19 protein-coding genes are annotated in these 16,556 nt (G+C 56.8%); 15 read left to right on the top strand and 4 right to left on the bottom strand.

Annotated features, from left to right (window positions below):
• Nucleotides 1-45 precede the first annotated feature (45 nt).
• The 6 genes from Q0778_RS12085 (at nt 46) to Q0778_RS12060 (ending at nt 6,099) form a co-directional block, all read left to right on the top strand.
• Nucleotides 46-1,335 (top strand): DUF58 domain-containing protein, encoded by a 1,290-nt coding sequence (locus Q0778_RS12085; protein ID WP_298337636.1) that lies wholly within the window; start codon nt 46-48, stop codon nt 1,333-1,335.
• Nucleotides 1,332-2,393, top strand: coding sequence for a stage II sporulation protein M (locus Q0778_RS12080; RefSeq protein ID WP_298336373.1), 1,062 nt, complete (start codon nt 1,332-1,334; stop codon nt 2,391-2,393). Before Q0778_RS12085 ends, Q0778_RS12080 begins: the two co-directional genes overlap by 4 nt.
• Nucleotides 2,390-3,310, top strand: a complete 921-nt coding sequence (locus Q0778_RS12075; RefSeq protein ID WP_298336371.1) for an RDD family protein — start codon at nt 2,390-2,392, stop codon at nt 3,308-3,310. Before Q0778_RS12080 ends, Q0778_RS12075 begins: the two co-directional genes overlap by 4 nt.
• Nucleotides 3,307-4,245, top strand: coding sequence for a class A beta-lactamase (gene bla / locus Q0778_RS12070; protein ID WP_298336369.1), 939 nt, complete (start codon nt 3,307-3,309; stop codon nt 4,243-4,245). The genes Q0778_RS12075 and bla overlap by 4 nt, the downstream gene beginning before the upstream one ends.
• 69 nt (nt 4,246-4,314) lie before the next feature.
• A complete protein-coding gene (locus Q0778_RS12065; RefSeq protein WP_298300960.1) occupies nt 4,315-5,013 on the top strand; it encodes a TetR/AcrR family transcriptional regulator in 699 nt (232 codons plus the stop codon).
• 198 nt (nt 5,014-5,211) lie between these two features.
• Nucleotides 5,212-6,099 (top strand): fatty acid desaturase, encoded by an 888-nt coding sequence (locus Q0778_RS12060; RefSeq protein ID WP_298336368.1) that lies wholly within the window; start codon nt 5,212-5,214, stop codon nt 6,097-6,099.
• A 94-nt stretch (nt 6,100-6,193) separates the two neighbouring features.
• On the opposite strand, the gene Q0778_RS12055 is transcribed toward Q0778_RS12060, so the two are convergent.
• Nucleotides 6,194-7,333, bottom strand: a complete 1,140-nt coding sequence (locus Q0778_RS12055) for an isoaspartyl peptidase/L-asparaginase family protein (protein ID WP_298336366.1) — start codon at nt 7,331-7,333, stop codon at nt 6,194-6,196.
• A 76-nt stretch (nt 7,334-7,409) separates the two neighbouring features.
• Here Q0778_RS12055 and Q0778_RS12050 point away from each other — a divergent pair, with 76 nt between their 5' ends.
• A complete protein-coding gene (locus tag Q0778_RS12050; protein WP_298336364.1) occupies nt 7,410-8,366 on the top strand; it encodes an SDR family NAD(P)-dependent oxidoreductase in 957 nt (318 codons plus the stop codon).
• Nucleotides 8,367-8,695: 329 nt separating this feature from the next.
• Here the strand turns inward: Q0778_RS12050 and Q0778_RS12045 are convergent, their stop codons facing one another.
• The 3 genes from Q0778_RS12045 to Q0778_RS12035 are packed head-to-tail and all read right to left on the bottom strand — an operon-like array spanning nt 8,696 to nt 11,322.
• Entirely contained in the window at nt 8,696-9,631 is a 936-nt protein-coding gene (locus tag Q0778_RS12045) for an alpha/beta hydrolase (RefSeq protein WP_298336362.1), read from the bottom strand.
• Nucleotides 9,632-9,679: 48 nt separating this feature from the next.
• Nucleotides 9,680-10,468, bottom strand: coding sequence for a DNA-binding domain-containing protein (locus tag Q0778_RS12040; protein ID WP_298336359.1), 789 nt, complete (start codon nt 10,466-10,468; stop codon nt 9,680-9,682).
• Nucleotides 10,465-11,322: a DUF692 domain-containing protein gene (locus Q0778_RS12035; protein WP_298336357.1), complete on the bottom strand. Its 858-nt coding sequence runs from the start codon at nt 11,320-11,322 to the stop codon at nt 10,465-10,467. Before Q0778_RS12035 ends, Q0778_RS12040 begins: the two co-directional genes overlap by 4 nt.
• A 218-nt stretch (nt 11,323-11,540) precedes the next feature.
• Here Q0778_RS12035 and Q0778_RS12030 point away from each other — a divergent pair, with 218 nt between their 5' ends.
• From Q0778_RS12030 to Q0778_RS11995, 8 genes are all read left to right on the top strand, one after another.
• Entirely contained in the window at nt 11,541-11,822 is a 282-nt protein-coding gene (locus Q0778_RS12030; RefSeq protein WP_298300945.1) for a DUF2282 domain-containing protein, read from the top strand.
• A 169-nt stretch (nt 11,823-11,991) separates the two neighbouring features.
• Entirely contained in the window at nt 11,992-12,465 is a 474-nt protein-coding gene (locus Q0778_RS12025; RefSeq protein ID WP_298300942.1) for a DoxX family protein, read from the top strand.
• 1 nt (nt 12,466) lies between these two features.
• A complete protein-coding gene (locus Q0778_RS12020) occupies nt 12,467-12,997 on the top strand; it encodes a sigma-70 family RNA polymerase sigma factor (protein ID WP_298300940.1) in 531 nt (176 codons plus the stop codon).
• Nucleotide 12,998: 1 nt separating this feature from the next.
• Nucleotides 12,999-13,652 carry a DUF1109 domain-containing protein gene (locus Q0778_RS12015; RefSeq protein ID WP_298300938.1) on the top strand — a complete coding sequence of 218 codons (654 nt, stop codon included), beginning with the start codon at nt 12,999-13,001 and terminating at the stop codon, nt 13,650-13,652.
• 78 nt (nt 13,653-13,730) lie between these two features.
• Entirely contained in the window at nt 13,731-14,870 is a 1,140-nt protein-coding gene (gene ispG, locus Q0778_RS12010) for a flavodoxin-dependent (E)-4-hydroxy-3-methylbut-2-enyl-diphosphate synthase (RefSeq protein WP_298300936.1), read from the top strand.
• 1 nt (nt 14,871) lies between these two features.
• The gene (locus tag Q0778_RS12005) at nt 14,872-15,126 is read left to right on the top strand and encodes a hypothetical protein (protein WP_298336355.1); all 255 of its coding nucleotides are present in this window, start codon (nt 14,872-14,874) and stop codon (nt 15,124-15,126) included.
• Complete coding sequence (locus Q0778_RS12000; RefSeq protein WP_298336353.1) at nt 15,123-15,629, top strand: thioredoxin family protein; 507 nt, start codon at nt 15,123-15,125, stop codon at nt 15,627-15,629. The genes Q0778_RS12005 and Q0778_RS12000 overlap by 4 nt, the downstream gene beginning before the upstream one ends.
• Nucleotides 15,630-15,661: 32 nt before the next feature.
• Nucleotides 15,662-16,555 (top strand): histone deacetylase, encoded by an 894-nt coding sequence (locus Q0778_RS11995; RefSeq protein ID WP_298336351.1) that lies wholly within the window; start codon nt 15,662-15,664, stop codon nt 16,553-16,555.
• Nucleotide 16,556 lies beyond the last annotated feature (1 nt).

The following is a 16,556-nucleotide window of genomic DNA, read 5'->3' as shown; positions in this document are numbered from 1 at the left end:
CGCCTATCCGCCCTTCCCCTAGTGCCCACAGAGCGCGCCGCCTGGATGATCGCCGGGCTTGCCCCCATTGCGGTGGTGATCGGAGCATTCTCGCCGCAAAACTGGATCATCACCCCGGTAGCAGCTCTTGCATTGGCGCTCATGATCGTGCTCGATGGGCTGATCGCAGGTCGGTGCGAGCAATGGCACTTGGTTGTGCCCGCTGACACTGAAGTAGGGCAGAAAACACAACTTGACGTGCACGCTCGCTTCGCCGGTGGAAGAGCCACCAGATACGAGGCCGCTCTGGAGTTCGACCCGCGACTTGGTCAAGACGGCGGGGCAAGTTTTGAGCTTGTTCCTTCCGCCAATCCGAGCGAGTTCAGCGGGAGTCACACTGTACGCCCTTCGAGGCGCGGGACCGCTGCGATCACGCGTGCCTGGCTAAGGTGGCGCGGACCACTAGGTCTCGGCGCGAGGCAGGAACAAAAGACCCTCCAAGACCACGAGGTGCGCATTTGGCCGGATCTCTCGCCTGTGCGATCAAAGGAATTGCAGACCTTCCTTCGCGACGCACAAACCGGTCTCATCGCGCGGCGCATTCGCGGCGAAGGAACGCAATTCGAAGCGCTCACCGAATATGAAGCGGGCATGGACCGCCGCCGGATCGATTGGAGAGCCAGCGCACGCCACATCCAGCTTTACGCCCGCGAAAATGAAAGCGAGCGTAACAATCAAATCGTCTTTGCCTTCGATTGCGGTCAGGCCATGTGCGAGCCCGTCTATGGTCTTCCGCGGATTGACCGTGCGGTATCTGCGGCGCTTACCTGCGCCTATGTTGCATTGAAAAGCGGAGACAAAGCGGCCCTGTTCGGCTTTGCGCAGCGCCCGCAAGTGATGACGCCTTTCGTATCAGATTCGCGCGCATTCCACCGGCTCCAGAGCGCAGCTGCGGTGCTTGATTATGAGAGCACTGAACCCAATTTCACACTTGCCCTCGCAACGCTCACTTCAAAGCTACAGCGCCGCTCTCTGATCGTTCTGTTCTCTGACTTTACCGATCCCACGGCGGCCGAGCTTATGGTCGAAAGCATGGGCCGGCTGGTCAAAAAGCACCTGCTGCTCTTCGTAACTATCGCGGATAGCGAGCTCGAAACCTTTATCGAGCACAATCCCGGCGACATCGCGACACTCGCCCGGAGCGTCACCGCCGACACCCTGCTCCAGCAGCGCCGCATTGTGCTCCAACGCCTTCGGCAAATGGGCGTTGATGTTATCGAAGCACCTTACAACCAGATCGGCTACGACCTCATCGACCGATACTATACGATCAAAAATAGCGAGGCGATCGGATGAAAACTCCCGTTCTGTCTTCGTGGTTTGGGAAATCCGCTGTCAATGCGCCGCCCGATATCGAAAGCGCCGCCCTTCGCTCCGACCGTTTTCGTCTCGAGCGAGAAGATGATTGGCGCCGGCTCGAACACATTGTGAAACGCATGGAAAAAGGTGGCCTTCGCGGGGTTAAGGATGAGGATCTGCTCGCCCTTCCCACGCTTTACCGCACGGCCGCATCGAGCCTTTCTGTCGCACGCGAGACGTCACTGGATGCCGCAACGCTCAACTATCTAGAAGCGTTGGTGCAGCGCGCATGGTTTCAGGTCTATGGCCCGCGCAAAGGGTTCTTCGCCTGGTTCAAAGAGTTCATCCTCGGCGGGTGGAGCCGCGCGGTTCGCGCAATTTGGCTTGATGTGTGTGTCGCGCTCTTTGTGATGGTCGCGGGCGCGATTGTAGGCTGGTTGCTCGTCGCGCAAGACACCGAATGGTATTATCGCATGGTCCCGGGCGGCTTTGGCGAAACGCGCGTTCCCGGTGCAAGCCGCGAGGACTTGTTAGAAACACTGGGCACGAAGACCGACACTGACGGCCTCGCGATCTTCGGTGCCTTCCTCTTCCAGAACAATGCTGGTGTCGCCATCCTGGCTTTCGCATTGGGTTTCGCCTTTGGCATTCCATCGCTCCTATTGCTTGTTCACAATCTAGCGATGTTGGGCGCGATGATGTGGGTGTTCGCCGGCCAAGGCCTTGAGGTGGAGTTTGCCGCATGGCTCAGCGTCCACGGCACAACGGAGCTGTTTGCGATCCTGCTTTCCGGGGCCGCTGGTATGCATATTGGCCGATCGATGGCCTTCCCGGGCCACAAATCGGTCCTCGACGCTGCGACCGAAAGCGGGAGGCGTGGCGCAGTCGTCATGGTCGGCGTGACCATCATGATGGTGATCGCGGGGCTGCTTGAATCGTACGCCCGCCAACTGGTCGGCAGTGTCGAAGCACGCCTCACAATTGGCGGGAGTTTCCTCGCCTTCTGGTTAGCATACTTCTTCCTATACGCGCCACGCCGTTTGGAGGAGGCATGATGAGCCCTACAAACACCAAGAGGCTTGCCAAACAGCAGCGTACTTTGGTCACGCCAGAGGGGATTAGCGTACCCATCAGGCTCGCTTCGCGAGGTAGCCGACTGGGCGCGCTGATCATTGATTACATCATCTTGACCGCGATCCCGATACTGCTTCTCTTGATCATGGCCTTCATGGTTGGCGGCTTTGCTGAAGAACTGGCATCAATTGAGGATGAGAACACCCAGGGCGCGTTTGAGTTCTTGGTTGTTGTGCTCATCCTCGTCTATTTTTTTACCCGATACGGCTATTTCATGGTGCTCGAACTGGGACCGCGTGGCGCGACTTGGGGCAAGCGCATGGTTGGTATTCGAGTGGCTGCGCGCGCCGGTGGCAGGTTAACTCCTGAAGCGGTCATCGCCCGCAACCTTATTCGCGATATGGAGCTGTTCCTGCCGCTTGCCTTTATTCAAGGGGCCTCTGTCGGAGACTCAGGTAACTTCGGACTAGCCGGCCTTATCTGGTTTGCGATTTTTATGCTCTTCCCCTTCCTTAACAAGGACAAGTTGCGCGCCGGAGATGTGATTGCGGGAACTTGGGTTGTCGAAGCCCCGAGAACCAAGTTGGCCGAGACGCTCTCCACCAGCGGAGCTGCAGCGACAAGTGGTTCAAGCGATGTGACGGGTGCACGCTATAACTTCGGGGAAACTGAACTCTCGGTCTACGGCGAGCACGAATTGCAAGTTCTCGAAAGAGTGCTGCGCGAAGACAAGGATGAAGCGCTTGAGCCTGTGCACGCGGCGATCTGTCGCAAGATAGGCTGGGATCCGGGTGCAGGTGATGAACGAGCCTTTCTTGAAGCCTTTTACGCACAGCTGCGGGCAAAGCTTGAAGGCGATATGCGGTTTGGAAAACGCAAGGCGGACAAACACTCATGACAATCGACAGAAGGCAATTCGTTGGCGGTACGCTCACATTGGCTGGGTTTGCCGTTAGCGGGTGCTCGCTTGATTTCCCCCAGGTCGCCGTGCCAGAGCTTGGCCCAGGAAACCGATTTGAAGCCATGTTGCGTCAGATCGAAGGAAAAACTAACGGCACGCTTGGCGCTGAATTCGTTGACGTGGCTAGCGGACAATCGGTCGGCATTAATCGCAACATGCGTTTCGGCCATTGCTCTTCGTTCAAACTCTCGTTGGCAGCAATGATCTTGCAACGCAATGCGAGCGGTGAGGACAATGCGGATCGCCGCGTCATGTGGAGTGAGGATGATCTCATGTTCGTCTCGCCATTCACCACGCGCAGGCTTTCCGAAGGAGCAACCTTGCGCGAGCTGGCCGAGGCGACACAAAAGTATTCGGATAACGCAGCGGCTAATATACTATTGCGCGAGATTGGCGGGCCAGCGGCCCTGACCGCCTTTTGGCGCTCGCTTGGCGATGATGTGAGTAGGCTTGATCGTATTGAACCAGCGCTCAACAACGTGCCGCCTACCGAAATTCGTGACACAACTACACCTGCAGCTATGGCTCGCACGGTGGCAAAATTGGCCTATGGCGATGCCTTGCCCGAAGGCGAGCAAGCAACCTTGCGGCAGTGGATGGTTGATACTCCAACGGGACTTGACCGAGTGCGCCAAGGTCTGCCCGAAGAGTGGCGAGCGGGCGATAAGACTGGAACCGGCCTCGCACCGGGCACGGGTGGGATCTACATCGACATCGGCTTCGTCGAACCACCCACGCGCGGGGCCTTGGCCTATGCAACCTACTACCGCCCGGCGGGCACAGACAACTCTTATGACAAGGCCCATGAAGAGCCATTGGCCCAAATTGGCCAAGTGCTAGGGGCCTTTGTCGAAAGCTTCGAAAAGGTGTGAGAACAATAATTTTATCATTGATTAAATTTTATCATTGATAAAAGTTGGAAGATGGAGTAGTCATGCTTCATGTCCAGCAAACGTGCCCAATCGATAGCGGACCGCAAAAACCGCATTCTTGATGCGGCTCGCACTATCATTGCACGCGATGGCTATGATGCGCTGACAACCCGCGGCATTGCTGAGGCAGCCGGGGTGACGGCACCCACGCTTTACAATCTGATCGGGGACAAACTCGCCATTGTAAGCGCCATGGCCACCGCTTCGATTGATGAATTGTGGGAGCGCCTGCATCTTGATGAGCGCAACAGTCCAATTGAGATGGCCGATGCAATCCTTGATGAAGCGTTTGCCCAGATCTTGGCTGAACCCGAAGTCAATTGCGCCACTTTTATCGCGCTTGAGCGGATGGGCATTGCGTTTTCGTATCATCCAACGCGCGAAGATGCCGGGGCTCACACTGCGCGCCGCTCTATTGAGATGGCCCAATATGCCTGCGACGCTGCCCAAAGCGTTGGTCAATTGCGAGGCAACTTAAGCTCACACGAACTCGCCTTGCAAATGTTCGCCACTTACCGCGCACCGCTCGATGATTGGGTTCATCAAGCAATCGATGCAAACGAGATGCTGAGGCGTCAGCGGATCGGATTTTACACTGTGCTCGCGTCCGATGCTTCGGAGGAGTTTCGCGAGGAGTTGCTCAGGCGGATTGCAGCGTTGTCTTCGCCTGAGGTCGAATGGCCAGATACTGGTAAGGAGGCCGCGTAATATGATATTGGAGAAAACCCTAAAGGCGATCGTGTGGCTTTTGCCGCTGATCTTTGCCTTTGCGTTTCTTGTCCCTGTCATCGACCAGGGGATGCGAGCGGTCGGTTTGGGTGCACCCTTTGGGATATCCACCCTACTCTTTGCGCTCATCTTAGGCGGCACTTGGGGGCTCTTTGCGCAAGTTTCAGGGAGGTGGATATGAACGCGCATTCGGTCATTGTCCCTGACGATCTCTCACAGCTTTCCGACGCAGAGCTTAAGCGTCTTGAGCTCAAAATTGCTCGAAAGCATTCAGGTATGTTCCCATGGGAAGCGGTGGTCTGGGCTTTCGGCAATATGGCTGTCTGGCTCTCGCTTTGGCCGCTGGTGATGTTCGAGATCTTGCCGCTCTGGATCGCCTTCCCAATTGCGACCGTGAACATGGCTCTGGTGTACCTACCCACTCACGAAGCACAACATGACATTATCGGACGCCCCGGCACCAAGTGGCGCTGGCTGAATGAGCTTGTCGGACATGGAACCAGCTGGATGCTGATCTATCCGTTCCAAGTGCTGCGCATCACGCATCTCGACCACCATCGTCACACCAATGATCCCGAGCGTGATGTGGACATCACCTCGAAGGCTGCAGGCCCCTGGTCAGCGATTTGGCGCGCAATTCAGGAACGACAACCGGGTGCGAAGCGAAGTCAGGACTATACCGCTTCGATAACGCGCGCAGGACGGCCTGACCTTCTGCTGCTAACGCTTGGCTATATGCTTGGGTTTATCGGCATATTGGGAACGCTGGCTTGGAATGGATACGCGATGGAGGCCTTGTTCCTGTGGTGGCTGCCCTACCACATCGCGATCACTTACATAGTGTTCTTCCTGTCATGGGCACCGCATCATCCTAGCAATGAGACGAGCCGCTATCGCAATTCGCGCGCGTGGAAATCGAAGGTGGGCAATTGGGGATCGATGTGGATGCAGTTCCATATCGTCCACCACCTGCACCCCTATATCCCGCTCACCCGCACCCCGGCGGCGTTCTGGGAGATGAAGCCGATTTTGGAAGCGCGCGGATGTGATTTGGGGGAGTTGTAACGCGCCTCACCAAACCCGTTCGTCCTGAGCCTGTCGAAGGACGCTCGCAGACGGTGGCTGTGCTTCGACAAGCTCAGCACGAATGGGTGTTGTATTAATGGTCTGGCGTGTTCGAGGCCTCGGCCTCCTCGCCGCCAAAGATCGCCACTTCGTTGAGCCCATCGCTATTCGCGCGGCCCCGGTACATGCCGGCGGTGTTGAAGCTGTAGATTGCGTGACCTTCGGGGGTCACAAGGATGATGCCACCATCTCCGCCGAGTTCTTGGATCTCAGCAATGACGCTATCGGCTGTGCTTTGAGCATTCGAAGCGACGACTTGCGGATCAACAAACGACTTTGGATTGGTGATCAAACGTCGTTCGCCTTCTGGACGTTCGAGGATTTCGTTGAGTGAGGGGCCTATCCGCAACCGCGTACAAATCTCCTGAGCCACGCCCACACGAATAAAGTACTCACCCCAACCCGTCGCTGACACCGCGCACGAACGATTATCTGCATAGGTCCCAGCGCCAATCACCGGCGCATCGCCAATCCGGCCCCAGCGCTTGCCGGTCATGCCGCCGGTCGAAGTGCCCGCCGCAAGATTGCCGTTCTGGTCGAGCGCCACCGCGCCAACGGTCCCGAACTTCAGATCAACATCGAGCGAAGACAACTCGCGCGCTTTCATCCGTTCAAGGCTCTCACGCCGACGCTCGGTCGCGAACCATTCAGGCGGGGTGACTTCGAACCCTTGCTCACCCGCAAACTGCTCTGCGCCCTCGCCCATTAAGAAAACATGCGGGCTGTCTGTGCGCACTTTATTGGCAAGCAGGATCGGGTTCTTGACGGTCTTGATCCCAGTCACCGCACCTGCACTGCGATCACGGCCATCCATGATCGAGGCGTCGAGCTCGTTCTCGCCTTCCCAAGTGAACACCGCGCCGCGCCCTGCGTTAAACAGCGGGTTGTCCTCCATCGGGATAATCGCCGCTGTCACCGCGTCCATCGCGCTGCCGCCGTTTTTGAGAACCTCGGTCCCGGCATCCAATGCCTCTTGCAGTGCTGCCTCGTAAGCCACGCGCTGCTCAGGCGTGATGTTTTCAGGCAAGATCGTCCCGGCCCCGCCGTGGATCGCGAGCGACCACTTGGGCTTCTCAGCTTCGGCGTGGTCATCGGCAAAAGCGTTTGTGGGGGCAAGCAGGGCCAGCCCTGAGGCAAGCGTGGCGGCGACAATCGTGAGAAATGCGTTTTTCATAGCTTGCATCGCTACCCATTTTAAGGTCAGCACGCCAGACACTGATTTTGGCCAGAGGAATGGGACGGACACACACATGAGCGGCTTTGGAGCGACAACCATCACGGACGAGGTGCTTGAAGGCATAGACCTTTCCAGCAAGACAGTGTTGGTCACAGGCGGGTCATCGGGGCTGGGCCAAGAGACCGCCCGCGCGATGGCGGCAAAAGCCGCTCATGTTGTCATCACCGCTCGTAATCCGGCCCAAATGGATGAAGCGGTCGCGGCAATCAAGGGTGAGACGCCAGGCGCGCGTGTCGAAACACTCACCTGCGATCTCGCCTCGCTTGAAAGCATCAAGAAGGCAGGCACTCAAGCCAATCAGCGCTTCGACAAGATCGACGTCCTCATCAACAATGCTGGTGTTATGGCTTGCCCCAAAACGCAGACCGCTGACGGGTTTGAGATGCAGTTTGGCACTAACCACTTGGGCCACTTTGCGCTCACCAAGCAACTGATGCCTTTGATTGAAGCGGGCAGCGATGCCCAAGGAAGCGGCCGCATTGTCAACCTCTCGAGCCGAGGCCATCACATTTGCCCAGCCGATCTTGATGATCCCAATTTCGAGACAGGAGAATACGCACCTTGGGTGAGCTATGGCCGCTCAAAGACCGCCAACATCCTCTTCACCAAAGGGCTTGAAGATCGATATGGTGACAAGGGCATCCACGCTTACGCCGTCCACCCAGGCGGTATTAACACCAACCTTAGTCGCCACCTCTCCGACAAAGCCGAGCAAGAGCTGATCAAGAACGTCACCGCGTCTGATCCCAATTTCAAGTTCAAGAGCATCCCCCAGGGCGCCGCAACACAGGTTTGGGCCGCGACCGCTTCGGAGCTCGAAGGTCGAGGCGGGGTCTATTGTGAAGACTGTAATATCGCCAAGGTCGATGACATTTCGAGAAATAGTGGCGTACGGAGCTACGCCTTGGACAAAGCGAGCGCCGATCAACTGTGGGCTTTGTCTGAACAGATGACCGGCGCGGCTTTCTGAAGGTAAAGTACATCCGATTCTGATGCAGATATCCTTGTCAAATCAGGCTGATTTTACAATTTACATGGCTTTACCACAGCCCACCGTGAATCCGTGTATTAAACCTCCAGAACATGAGCAGGGGCGAAAAAAGCGCTGCCAGAAATTCACAAATTCGTCACGCCACTAACGGTATGCAGGCCTGTTGCCCAAAACTGGGCAACAACGGGGGGCCAAAAACTCGAGCAACTCGATCAGATGTGATCGAGACCTCGGGTCGCTAGCTGCGGCGTCGGGTCGCAGAACTTAAGGGCGCGTTGGCAAGTCCAGTGCGCCCTTTTTTCGTGCCGCTATTCGGAGAGAAACTCACGCAAGAGGTGCAGACAATCCTTGGATTCGCGGGTGGGAACCACGGCCATAAAGACATGCGGTGCGCCCCCATATTCATATAGTTTGGCATCCACCCCTGCATCGCGCAATTTGCCAGTGAAGCTGCGGCTGTCGATGATGAAGAGATCGTGCCGGCCGGTCCAGATGCGGGTCGGTGGGAGAGCTGCAAGGTCCTCTTTGGCGGCGAAGAACGGGCTGCATTCGGCACCAGAAGGTTCCCGGCCACCAGCAAACATCTTGCCGCAAGAGCGCAATGTGCCAATCTTGAGCATTATGTCATGCGGTTCGACTGCGGCGATCGCCGGATCGGCCATTGTCACATCAAGCCAAGGCGCAAACAGTGCCAGCTTTCCTGGCTGCGGGCCGCCGGCTCTGGCGAGACGCAACGCAAGACTGAGAGCCATGTGCCCTCCTGCGCTGTCACCATTTAGTACAATTTTGACTGGGTCATGGCTCTCGGCAAGCTTTGCAAATGCCGCATCGGCGAGTGCATCCTGCCGTGCAGCAGGACTTTCAGGTACGACATCATAGAGCGGCAGTGTGATGCTGATACCCAGTGTCTCGACCATCGCCTGTGCGAGTGGCCAATGCTCTTTGAACATCGGCAGGACAAATCCGCCGCCATGGAAATAGAGCATGTGCCACTCACCAGGCCCCGACTTGGGATGGAGCGTAATCACCTTTTGCCCGGCAGCTTCCCACTCTTGAACATCGAACTGGGTGCGGAACTTCTTCGGCATGGCCGCATCTTTCGGCAATGCCCGCCCAGCCATATAAGCTTCAAATTCCGGCGCAGTGTGTGGAAAAACGGGTTTACGCCTGGACATCACCCATTTGACTACACGCATCAGGATGCTGGGCTTGGCGCTGCGCAGTTCGATTGAGGTGTCGGTCAACAATGTCTCTCTCCTTGGGGAACGAGAGTGAAGCACCCTTCCCCCAAGTCAAGGATTGATCGCGACGATCAGGCCTTCATTGAGCCAGGTACCAAGCATGGCCCCTGCCCGCATCGCTGCAGTTTGGATATCCTCAGGTGTCGGCGCTTCATTCTCGCCAATGAGAACTGCGATCAACTCACCATAGCTCGCGCCATCTTGAATGGCGGCGAAAGCGACAGCGTGATCAGCTTCCAAAATCGTGAACGTAGGACGCTCTCCTGCGCGTGATGCGATGCAGGTATGAGGGGCGTCAAATCGGGTATCCGGTAGGGGCTCATCACCCCCAAGCGCTCGCCAAAGCGTCTCAAGATCATGGCCGACTAGGCGAGCCGTTGCGCGAGGCTGAAATTCAAGGCGAAGCTCACCCCAATCTTCGTCAACAAAATCGACACTCACTGCAGCAAAGTCTTGGGCATTTATGGGCGTGCTATCGGGTGCGGTTGCAAGTTCCAACATCGTCCATTCGAGCCACGCGAGCTCCGCCACTTCAGACCTTTCGGGAAATAGTTTTGCGCAGGTTTCATTAAAGCCCTCCCCCGCCTCATCGATGGTCCATCCGCTGGGAGGATGCGCAATCGCATGATTGATTGAGGCCTGCGCGAAAGCCTTGGACCCCACGCATAGGGCGGTGCGCTCATAGGTTTCGGCTAAAGCACCCATCAGCGCTGAACGGTAATTGCCGCGATAGACTGTCATGCCTGCGGCTTGCGAATTCCCCCATCCGTCCGGCAGAGGTGCTGCCTCATCCAGAATGGAATGCAGAAATGCGTCTTGCCGCTCTGCCAAACTGCTCATGCTGGCTCCAACACCCGGTCAGCGATTTCGCGCGCCCGATCTAGCTCAGTCAGCAACTCACCGAGCGGCGGGATATTCTCATCGCGCTCGATCATAACTGCGGGCAGATGGGGGAGCATTTCCAGCGCCTTGGCATAGAGTTTCCACACGGGCTCGATCACCTCGCGGTCATGCGTATCGATGATGATATCCCGGTCAGCTGTTGCCGGGTCGTGCCCCGCCAGATGGATCTGGCGCACGCGATCAAGAGGGAGACCGGTGAGATACTCTTGGGAAGAAAAACCGTGGTTCTTCGACGACACATAGATGTTGTTCACATCAAGCAGCAGATAGCACCCCGTGCGGCGAACCATCTCTGTCAGAAATTCCCATTCGCTCATCTCATCCTCCGGAAAAGTGAGATAGCTTGATGGGTTCTCAAACAACATCGCGCGGCCAAGCACGGACTGCGCACGGTCGATATTGTTGCACACCGCCGCAAGTGCCTCCTTAGTCAGCGGCATAGGCAACAGATCGTGCGAATTGTGCGCGCTGGTGCGGGTCCAACAGAGGTGATCAGAAACCCACAATGGTTCGATCCGTTGCTCTAACTGTTTGAGCTTCGCGAGATAATCTTCATCAAGGCCGCGCGCCGAACCGATCGACATCGAAACGCCGTGAATAATCACCGGCAATCGCTCACGCACCTGCTCAAGAATGCGCATCTGGCGACCACCCTCGATCATGTAGTTTTCGCTAATCACCTCAACAAAATCGACCGGCACATCACCTTCGAGAAAGTCATCATAATGGGTGCGCCTAAGGCCAAGGCCAAAGCCAGAGTAGGTTGCGATATTGCCTGATTGCGAGCTCATAGATGCCTCCCTAGCAGATTTGTGACCGCAAGTGACGCGGACATTTTCATGGAAAAGTTCGCGCGAAGTACCGGGGCCGTTACAGCCATGATATCGAGCGCGAGAAATGAGATTTTTCTAAAAAGTGTAACCGACCCTGTTCCTGCTGCGAAAGACGAGACAGTTCCAACACAATGGGACACCGAATTTTTATTGAAATGACAGTTTGGAGAATATCCATGAACAAGAAATCAATTGCTTCACTCGCAGGTCTTGCTCTTACCGCAGGCATCGCTGCAGGGCTCGCCACTACGCCAGTGGCTGCTCAAGGCGCCAAAGAAAAGTGCTACGGCATTTCGCTCGCAGGTAAGAATGACTGCGCTGCAGGGCCAGGTACCAGCTGTGCCGGCACCTCGACCCGCGATTATCAGGGCAACGCCTGGAAGTATGTTGACAAGGGCACTTGCACCACCATCAAGACCCCTAAAGGCAATGGCTCGCTGAAACCGATCCGCCGCTAATAGGTTTCGGTTGCCCCCTAAAGCTCTCTCGCTGTCCGTTCCTCCCGGATCAAAGGGCGTGCGAGAGAGTTATAGGAACCTTGATGAAATTCAATAAGACCAAGACAACAGCGCAAAGTTCAGGCAATTCGACCAAGCGCCTTCGTCCATGGTTTTTGAGGAGGATACAATGAACGCAATCACTTCGCTGTACGGACGCATCGTGCAGCTTCTCTCAGGCCCAGTTGTCGAAAGCCTCGGCTTGCTTGGCATCCGTATCGCGCTTGGCGGCGTGTTCTGGCGGTCGTACAACACCAAAGTGGCAGAAGGCACCTGGTTCACACCTAGCGAGTTCTTGCCTTACATTTTTCAAGATGAGTATGCAGGGCTTCCGATCCCAACGGATATCGCCATGCCTATGACGATTTATGCCGAGTTCTTTTTCCCGCTCCTGTTGTTCGCAGGTCTGTTCACGCGCTTTGGCGCAGCAGCGCTTGCGGTGATGGCGATCGTGATTCAGATCTTCATCTACCCCACTGGTGCACACTTCTGGGGTTGGGCGCTAGGCATCATTGCAATGGCCGCAATCCTGATCAGCCGTGGCGGAGGCATGTTTGCGCTCGACCGTCTGGGTGACCGTTTCTTCGGAGCAAAGGCTGCCTAATATGGTTGCAGACGAGCCAACCTTTGCCCGGCTGATGATAGGGGCACAAGACGGCGACAAAGCCGCTACTAACGTGCTACTTTCAGAAGCCGGGCTCTGGCTTGAGAGATATTTTAGAAGGCGTGTCCCACCGCACTCGATCGATGATCTGGTGCAGGATGTGCTTATCGCCTTTTATTCAAAACGGGCGACTTGGGATCAATCCCGTCCGTTCTTGCCGTGGCTCGCAGCCATTGCACGCTATCGCTGGGTCGATCACCTGCGCAAAGTCTACAAACATGAGGGTCAGGAACTCATGGATGATGATGCGGTCGAAGACAGCGAAGAAGAAGTCGTTATGGCTCGGGTGAGTCTGGATCGCTTATTCGGTCAACTTCCGGACCGACAGGCAGAAGTGATTGAGATGGTAAAAATCTCGGGGCTCTCGATACGCGAAGCCGCCGAAAAGACCGGGCAAAGTGAAAGCCTGGTGAAAGTTAATATCCATCGCGGCCTCAAGAAATTGGCCATGATGGTTGAGAAAGCTGACTGACATGGACAAGTATTCGAACCGCGACGATCTGATCGCAGCATTGACAGAAGATGTGAGCCCGGTGAAGCGCGTACGCTCTTCGGACGGCGTTGCTCTCATCGCATTTGCGACGATTATTGCCGCAGTCGTCTCCATCGCCGTTTACGAGTGGTGGGACGGATTGTTGACCGGCGAAGCATCGGGATACTTCCTAATTACGCATGGGTTGCTTCTTCTGCTCGGTGCCGCCAGTGGTGCGGGCGTTGTGAATGGAGCGATGCCCCGCGTTGGCGGGCAAAGCAGTGCGGCTTTCTGGGGCGCGTTGATGGTCGGCGTTTTGCCCATTGGAGCAGCTCTAAGCCTGCTTTCTGGCCACGGCAATCACGCACACGAAGGATTAAATGACCCGGTCGCCTTGATGTGCCTAACGGGTTCTCTGTCTGCAGCAGCCATTGTGATGGTCGCCTCGATTCTTTGGCTGCGGCGCGGCGCACCAGTATCGATTGAGCGTTCAAGCTGGCTTACCGGCATTGCTGCCGGCGCACTTGGAACCCTTGCTTATGGCATCACCTGCCCGCTCGACACCTTCTCGCATGTCGGTCTTTGGCATGTTGCGCCTGTTGGGATTTCCGCAGTTATTGGACGGCTCGTCGTTCCGCCACTCATTCGCTGGTAAATCTCAAAAGTTCGAAGGGGCAATGACGGCAGGGACGCTGTCATTGCCCCTTCATGATTCCGGGCCTATATGGCCTTCATGTCCGTAAGACCTTGGCGCGATATCGATAGGCGGGAATGCCGCCAGATCATGGTGGGCGATGTGCCCGTGGGTGGCGGAGCTCCGATCACCGTTCAAACCATGACCAACACCCCCACCGAAGATGCGGTGGCAACGCTGGACCAGATCCGGCGATGTGAAGAGGTCGGCTGCGATATCATCCGCGTTTCGTGCCCTACGGAGGAAGCGACCGCCGCCTTTGGCAAGATTACCAAGGCTGCACGTATTCCGATCGTCGCTGATATTCACTTCCACTACAAACGTGCCCTCGAAGCCGCCGATGCGGGCGCTGCGTGTTTGCGGATCAATCCGGGCAATATCGGCTCATCGCAGCGCGTTGCTGAAGTGGTCCGCGCTGCAAAGGCCAATGGATGCGCAATCCGCATTGGAGTGAACGCTGGCAGCCTCGAAAAGGATTTGCTCGAAAAATACGGCGAACCTTGCCCAGAGGCGCTGATCGAAAGCGCGCTTGATCACATCAAGCTCTTGCAAGATCACGACTTCCACGATTTCAAAGTGGCTGTGAAAGCCTCGGACGTGTTCCTCGCTGTCGCGGCCTACCACGGGCTAGCCGAGACGGTGGACTGCCCGCTGCACCTTGGCATCACCGAGGCTGGCGGGCTCATTGGCGGAACCGTCAAGAGCTCCATCGGCATGGGCTCGCTTCTTTGGGCAGGCATTGGTGACACCATCCGCGTGTCGCTTTCGGCTGAGCCGGAGGAAGAGGTCAAAGTCGGCTATGAGATGCTCAAATCTCTCGGCCTTCGGACTCGAGGGGTGAGAGTCGTGTCGTGTCCCTCATGCTCGCGCCAAGGGTTTGACGTGATCCGAACGGTTGAGACCCTCGAAAAACGCCTTGAGCACATCAAAACCCCGATGAGCTTGTCGGTGCTCGGTTGCGTGGTCAATGGCCCGGGCGAAGCACGCGAAACCGACATTGGGCTTACCGGCGGTGGCAATGGCAAACACATGGTCTACCTCTCCGGCGTCAAAGCGCATGCGATAGAGGATGAGGACATGCTCAGCCACATCGTCAAGCTGGTCGAAGACAAAGCCGCTGCGATTGAGGCGGGCGAAGCGGTGGCGTTCGATCCGCATGCTGTAGAGGCGGCAGAATAGAATGGCCAAGGCCCGAAACCTTGAGACTGGATCGAGTGAAGACACAGCGGTTCAGCAAGCCTCAGCAGAAGCGCTTTCTGTCGGCAGGACAAGTGCTGGTGCAGTCGCTATAGGAGCACTTGCATTGGGTGCCCTTGCGATTGGCGCGCTGGCAATCGGTAGGCTCGCAATAGGTAAGATGCGAATCCGCAAGGCACGGATCGACAAGCTCACCATCGGCAGAATCGAAATCGAGGAAAGCCCCAAAGAACAATGATCAAAGCGATATTGTCAGGCCTTTTCGCCGCCATTCTGGTGATCGGCGGCGCTGTGGTAGCGGGCGCAGAGGGGGACCATGACTACCCTGAGGCACGGCTTTACGATGCGTCTATTGATGCGGGCGCGGCGGTGGACGCTGCTTTGAAGCGCGCGCAGGAGCGGCAAGTTCACGTCCTCATCGCTTTTGGTGCCAACTGGTGCCATGACAGCCGCGCCTTTGCTGGGTGGACACAAAGCGAGCGGATCGGCGGCATGATCGAACAGCGTTACGAGCTGGTCTTTATCAATGTTGGCTACCCACAAGCCGGTGATGGCCATAATCAGCATCTTCTCAACCGCTTCGGCATTGGAGAACAGGAAGGCACGCCGCTCGTGTTGGTGGTTTCGCACGAGGGTGAAGCACTCAATGCAGAAACCGCTCAAAGCTGGCGCAACACTGCCAGCCGCAGCGAAGATGAGATTTACGGTGAGCTGGTGACCATGGCGGATAAGGGCGCGTAACCCTGCTCCACGTCGTCCATCACCCCGACTACATGGCGCCTCGACCTGAGCGGGGCACGTTCAAGTTCGACAAGTATTTCCTGGTGATGGAAGAGTTGCGAAGTGCCGGTCGCGCTATCACCGAACATGCCCCCGATCCCTGCCCGCGCGAATGGCTCGAAGCGGTCCATGATCCTGAATATGTCGATGAAGTTCTCCGCGCAGAAGTCCCCCACGCCAAAGAACGGCGTATTGGCTTTCCAGTCACCGAAGCGATCCGCGACCGGGTGCGTCATACCAATGGAGGTACATGGCTCGCGGCAAAGCTCGCTAAGCAACACGGCTATGCTGCCAATAGCGCTGCGGGGAGCCACCATGCGCTTGCAGACACAGGCGCCGGGTATTGCGTTTTCAACGACCTCGCCGTCGCTTCTAATCGCTTGATCGCGAAGGGCGATGCGAAGCGCATTCTCATTGTCGACCTCGATGTCCATCAAGGCGATGGCACCGCCAGTCTAACCGCGGGGCGCGAGGACATCGTGACCTTTTCCGTCCATGCCGAGAAGAATTTTCCGGTGCGCAAAGCACGCTCCAATCTCGATATCGGCCTTCCAGATGGCACGGCAGACGCGGCCTATATGACGGTCCTTCAAAACCATTTACCCAAGCTTTTGGAAGGATTTGCACCTGATTTCGTTTTCTACCAGGCTGGTGTCGATCCCCACGAAGGCGACAAACTGGGCCGCCTTGCACTGACGAGCGAAGGGTTGATTGAGCGCGACCGTTTTGTTGTGCGCGAAGCAAGAAAACGGGGCCTTCCTATAGCCTCTGCATTGGGCGGAGGTTACGGCGACGATCAGCGAGAAGTGGCTGCACGCCACGCCCGCTCAATGCTCGCCATGGCCCATGAGAACGCTGCACAAAACGCGAGATTTAGAGCGTCTTAAA

It is taken from the genome of uncultured Erythrobacter sp. (genome assembly GCF_947502395.1).
GTDB lineage: Bacteria > Pseudomonadota > Alphaproteobacteria > Sphingomonadales > Sphingomonadaceae > Erythrobacter.
The sequence above is the reverse complement of the archived record's forward strand: the minus strand, read 5'-3'. Positions and strand labels throughout refer to the sequence as shown.

Bases quoted from the DNA above. Each gene is read 5' to 3' on its own strand.
- Q0778_RS12075 (WP_298336371.1), top strand. From the start codon at position 2,390: ATGATGAGCCCTACAAACACCAAGAGGCTTGCCAAACAGCAGCGTACT.
- Q0778_RS11995 (WP_298336351.1), top strand. From the start codon at position 15,662: ATGGCGCCTCGACCTGAGCGGGGCACGTTCAAGTTCGACAAGTATTTC.
- Q0778_RS12080 (WP_298336373.1), top strand. From the start codon at position 1,332: ATGAAAACTCCCGTTCTGTCTTCGTGGTTTGGGAAATCCGCTGTCAAT.
- Q0778_RS12040 (WP_298336359.1), bottom strand. From the start codon at position 10,468: ATGAGCAGTTTGGCAGAGCGGCAAGACGCATTTCTGCATTCCATTCTG.
- Q0778_RS12085 (WP_298337636.1), top strand. From the start codon at position 46: ATGATCGCCGGGCTTGCCCCCATTGCGGTGGTGATCGGAGCATTCTCG.
- Q0778_RS12005 (WP_298336355.1), top strand. From the start codon at position 14,872: ATGGCCAAGGCCCGAAACCTTGAGACTGGATCGAGTGAAGACACAGCG.
- Q0778_RS12035 (WP_298336357.1), bottom strand. From the start codon at position 11,322: ATGAGCTCGCAATCAGGCAATATCGCAACCTACTCTGGCTTTGGCCTT.
- Q0778_RS12030 (WP_298300945.1), top strand. From the start codon at position 11,541: ATGAACAAGAAATCAATTGCTTCACTCGCAGGTCTTGCTCTTACCGCA.
- Q0778_RS12020 (WP_298300940.1), top strand. From the start codon at position 12,467: ATGGTTGCAGACGAGCCAACCTTTGCCCGGCTGATGATAGGGGCACAA.
- ispG (WP_298300936.1), top strand. From the start codon at position 13,731: ATGTCCGTAAGACCTTGGCGCGATATCGATAGGCGGGAATGCCGCCAG.
- Q0778_RS12055 (WP_298336366.1), bottom strand. From the start codon at position 7,333: ATGAAAAACGCATTTCTCACGATTGTCGCCGCCACGCTTGCCTCAGGG.
- Q0778_RS12025 (WP_298300942.1), top strand. From the start codon at position 11,992: ATGAACGCAATCACTTCGCTGTACGGACGCATCGTGCAGCTTCTCTCA.
- Q0778_RS12050 (WP_298336364.1), top strand. From the start codon at position 7,410: ATGAGCGGCTTTGGAGCGACAACCATCACGGACGAGGTGCTTGAAGGC.
- Q0778_RS12060 (WP_298336368.1), top strand. From the start codon at position 5,212: ATGAACGCGCATTCGGTCATTGTCCCTGACGATCTCTCACAGCTTTCC.
- Q0778_RS12000 (WP_298336353.1), top strand. From the start codon at position 15,123: ATGATCAAAGCGATATTGTCAGGCCTTTTCGCCGCCATTCTGGTGATC.
- bla (WP_298336369.1), top strand. From the start codon at position 3,307: ATGACAATCGACAGAAGGCAATTCGTTGGCGGTACGCTCACATTGGCT.
- Q0778_RS12065 (WP_298300960.1), top strand. From the start codon at position 4,315: ATGTCCAGCAAACGTGCCCAATCGATAGCGGACCGCAAAAACCGCATT.
- Q0778_RS12015 (WP_298300938.1), top strand. From the start codon at position 12,999: ATGGACAAGTATTCGAACCGCGACGATCTGATCGCAGCATTGACAGAA.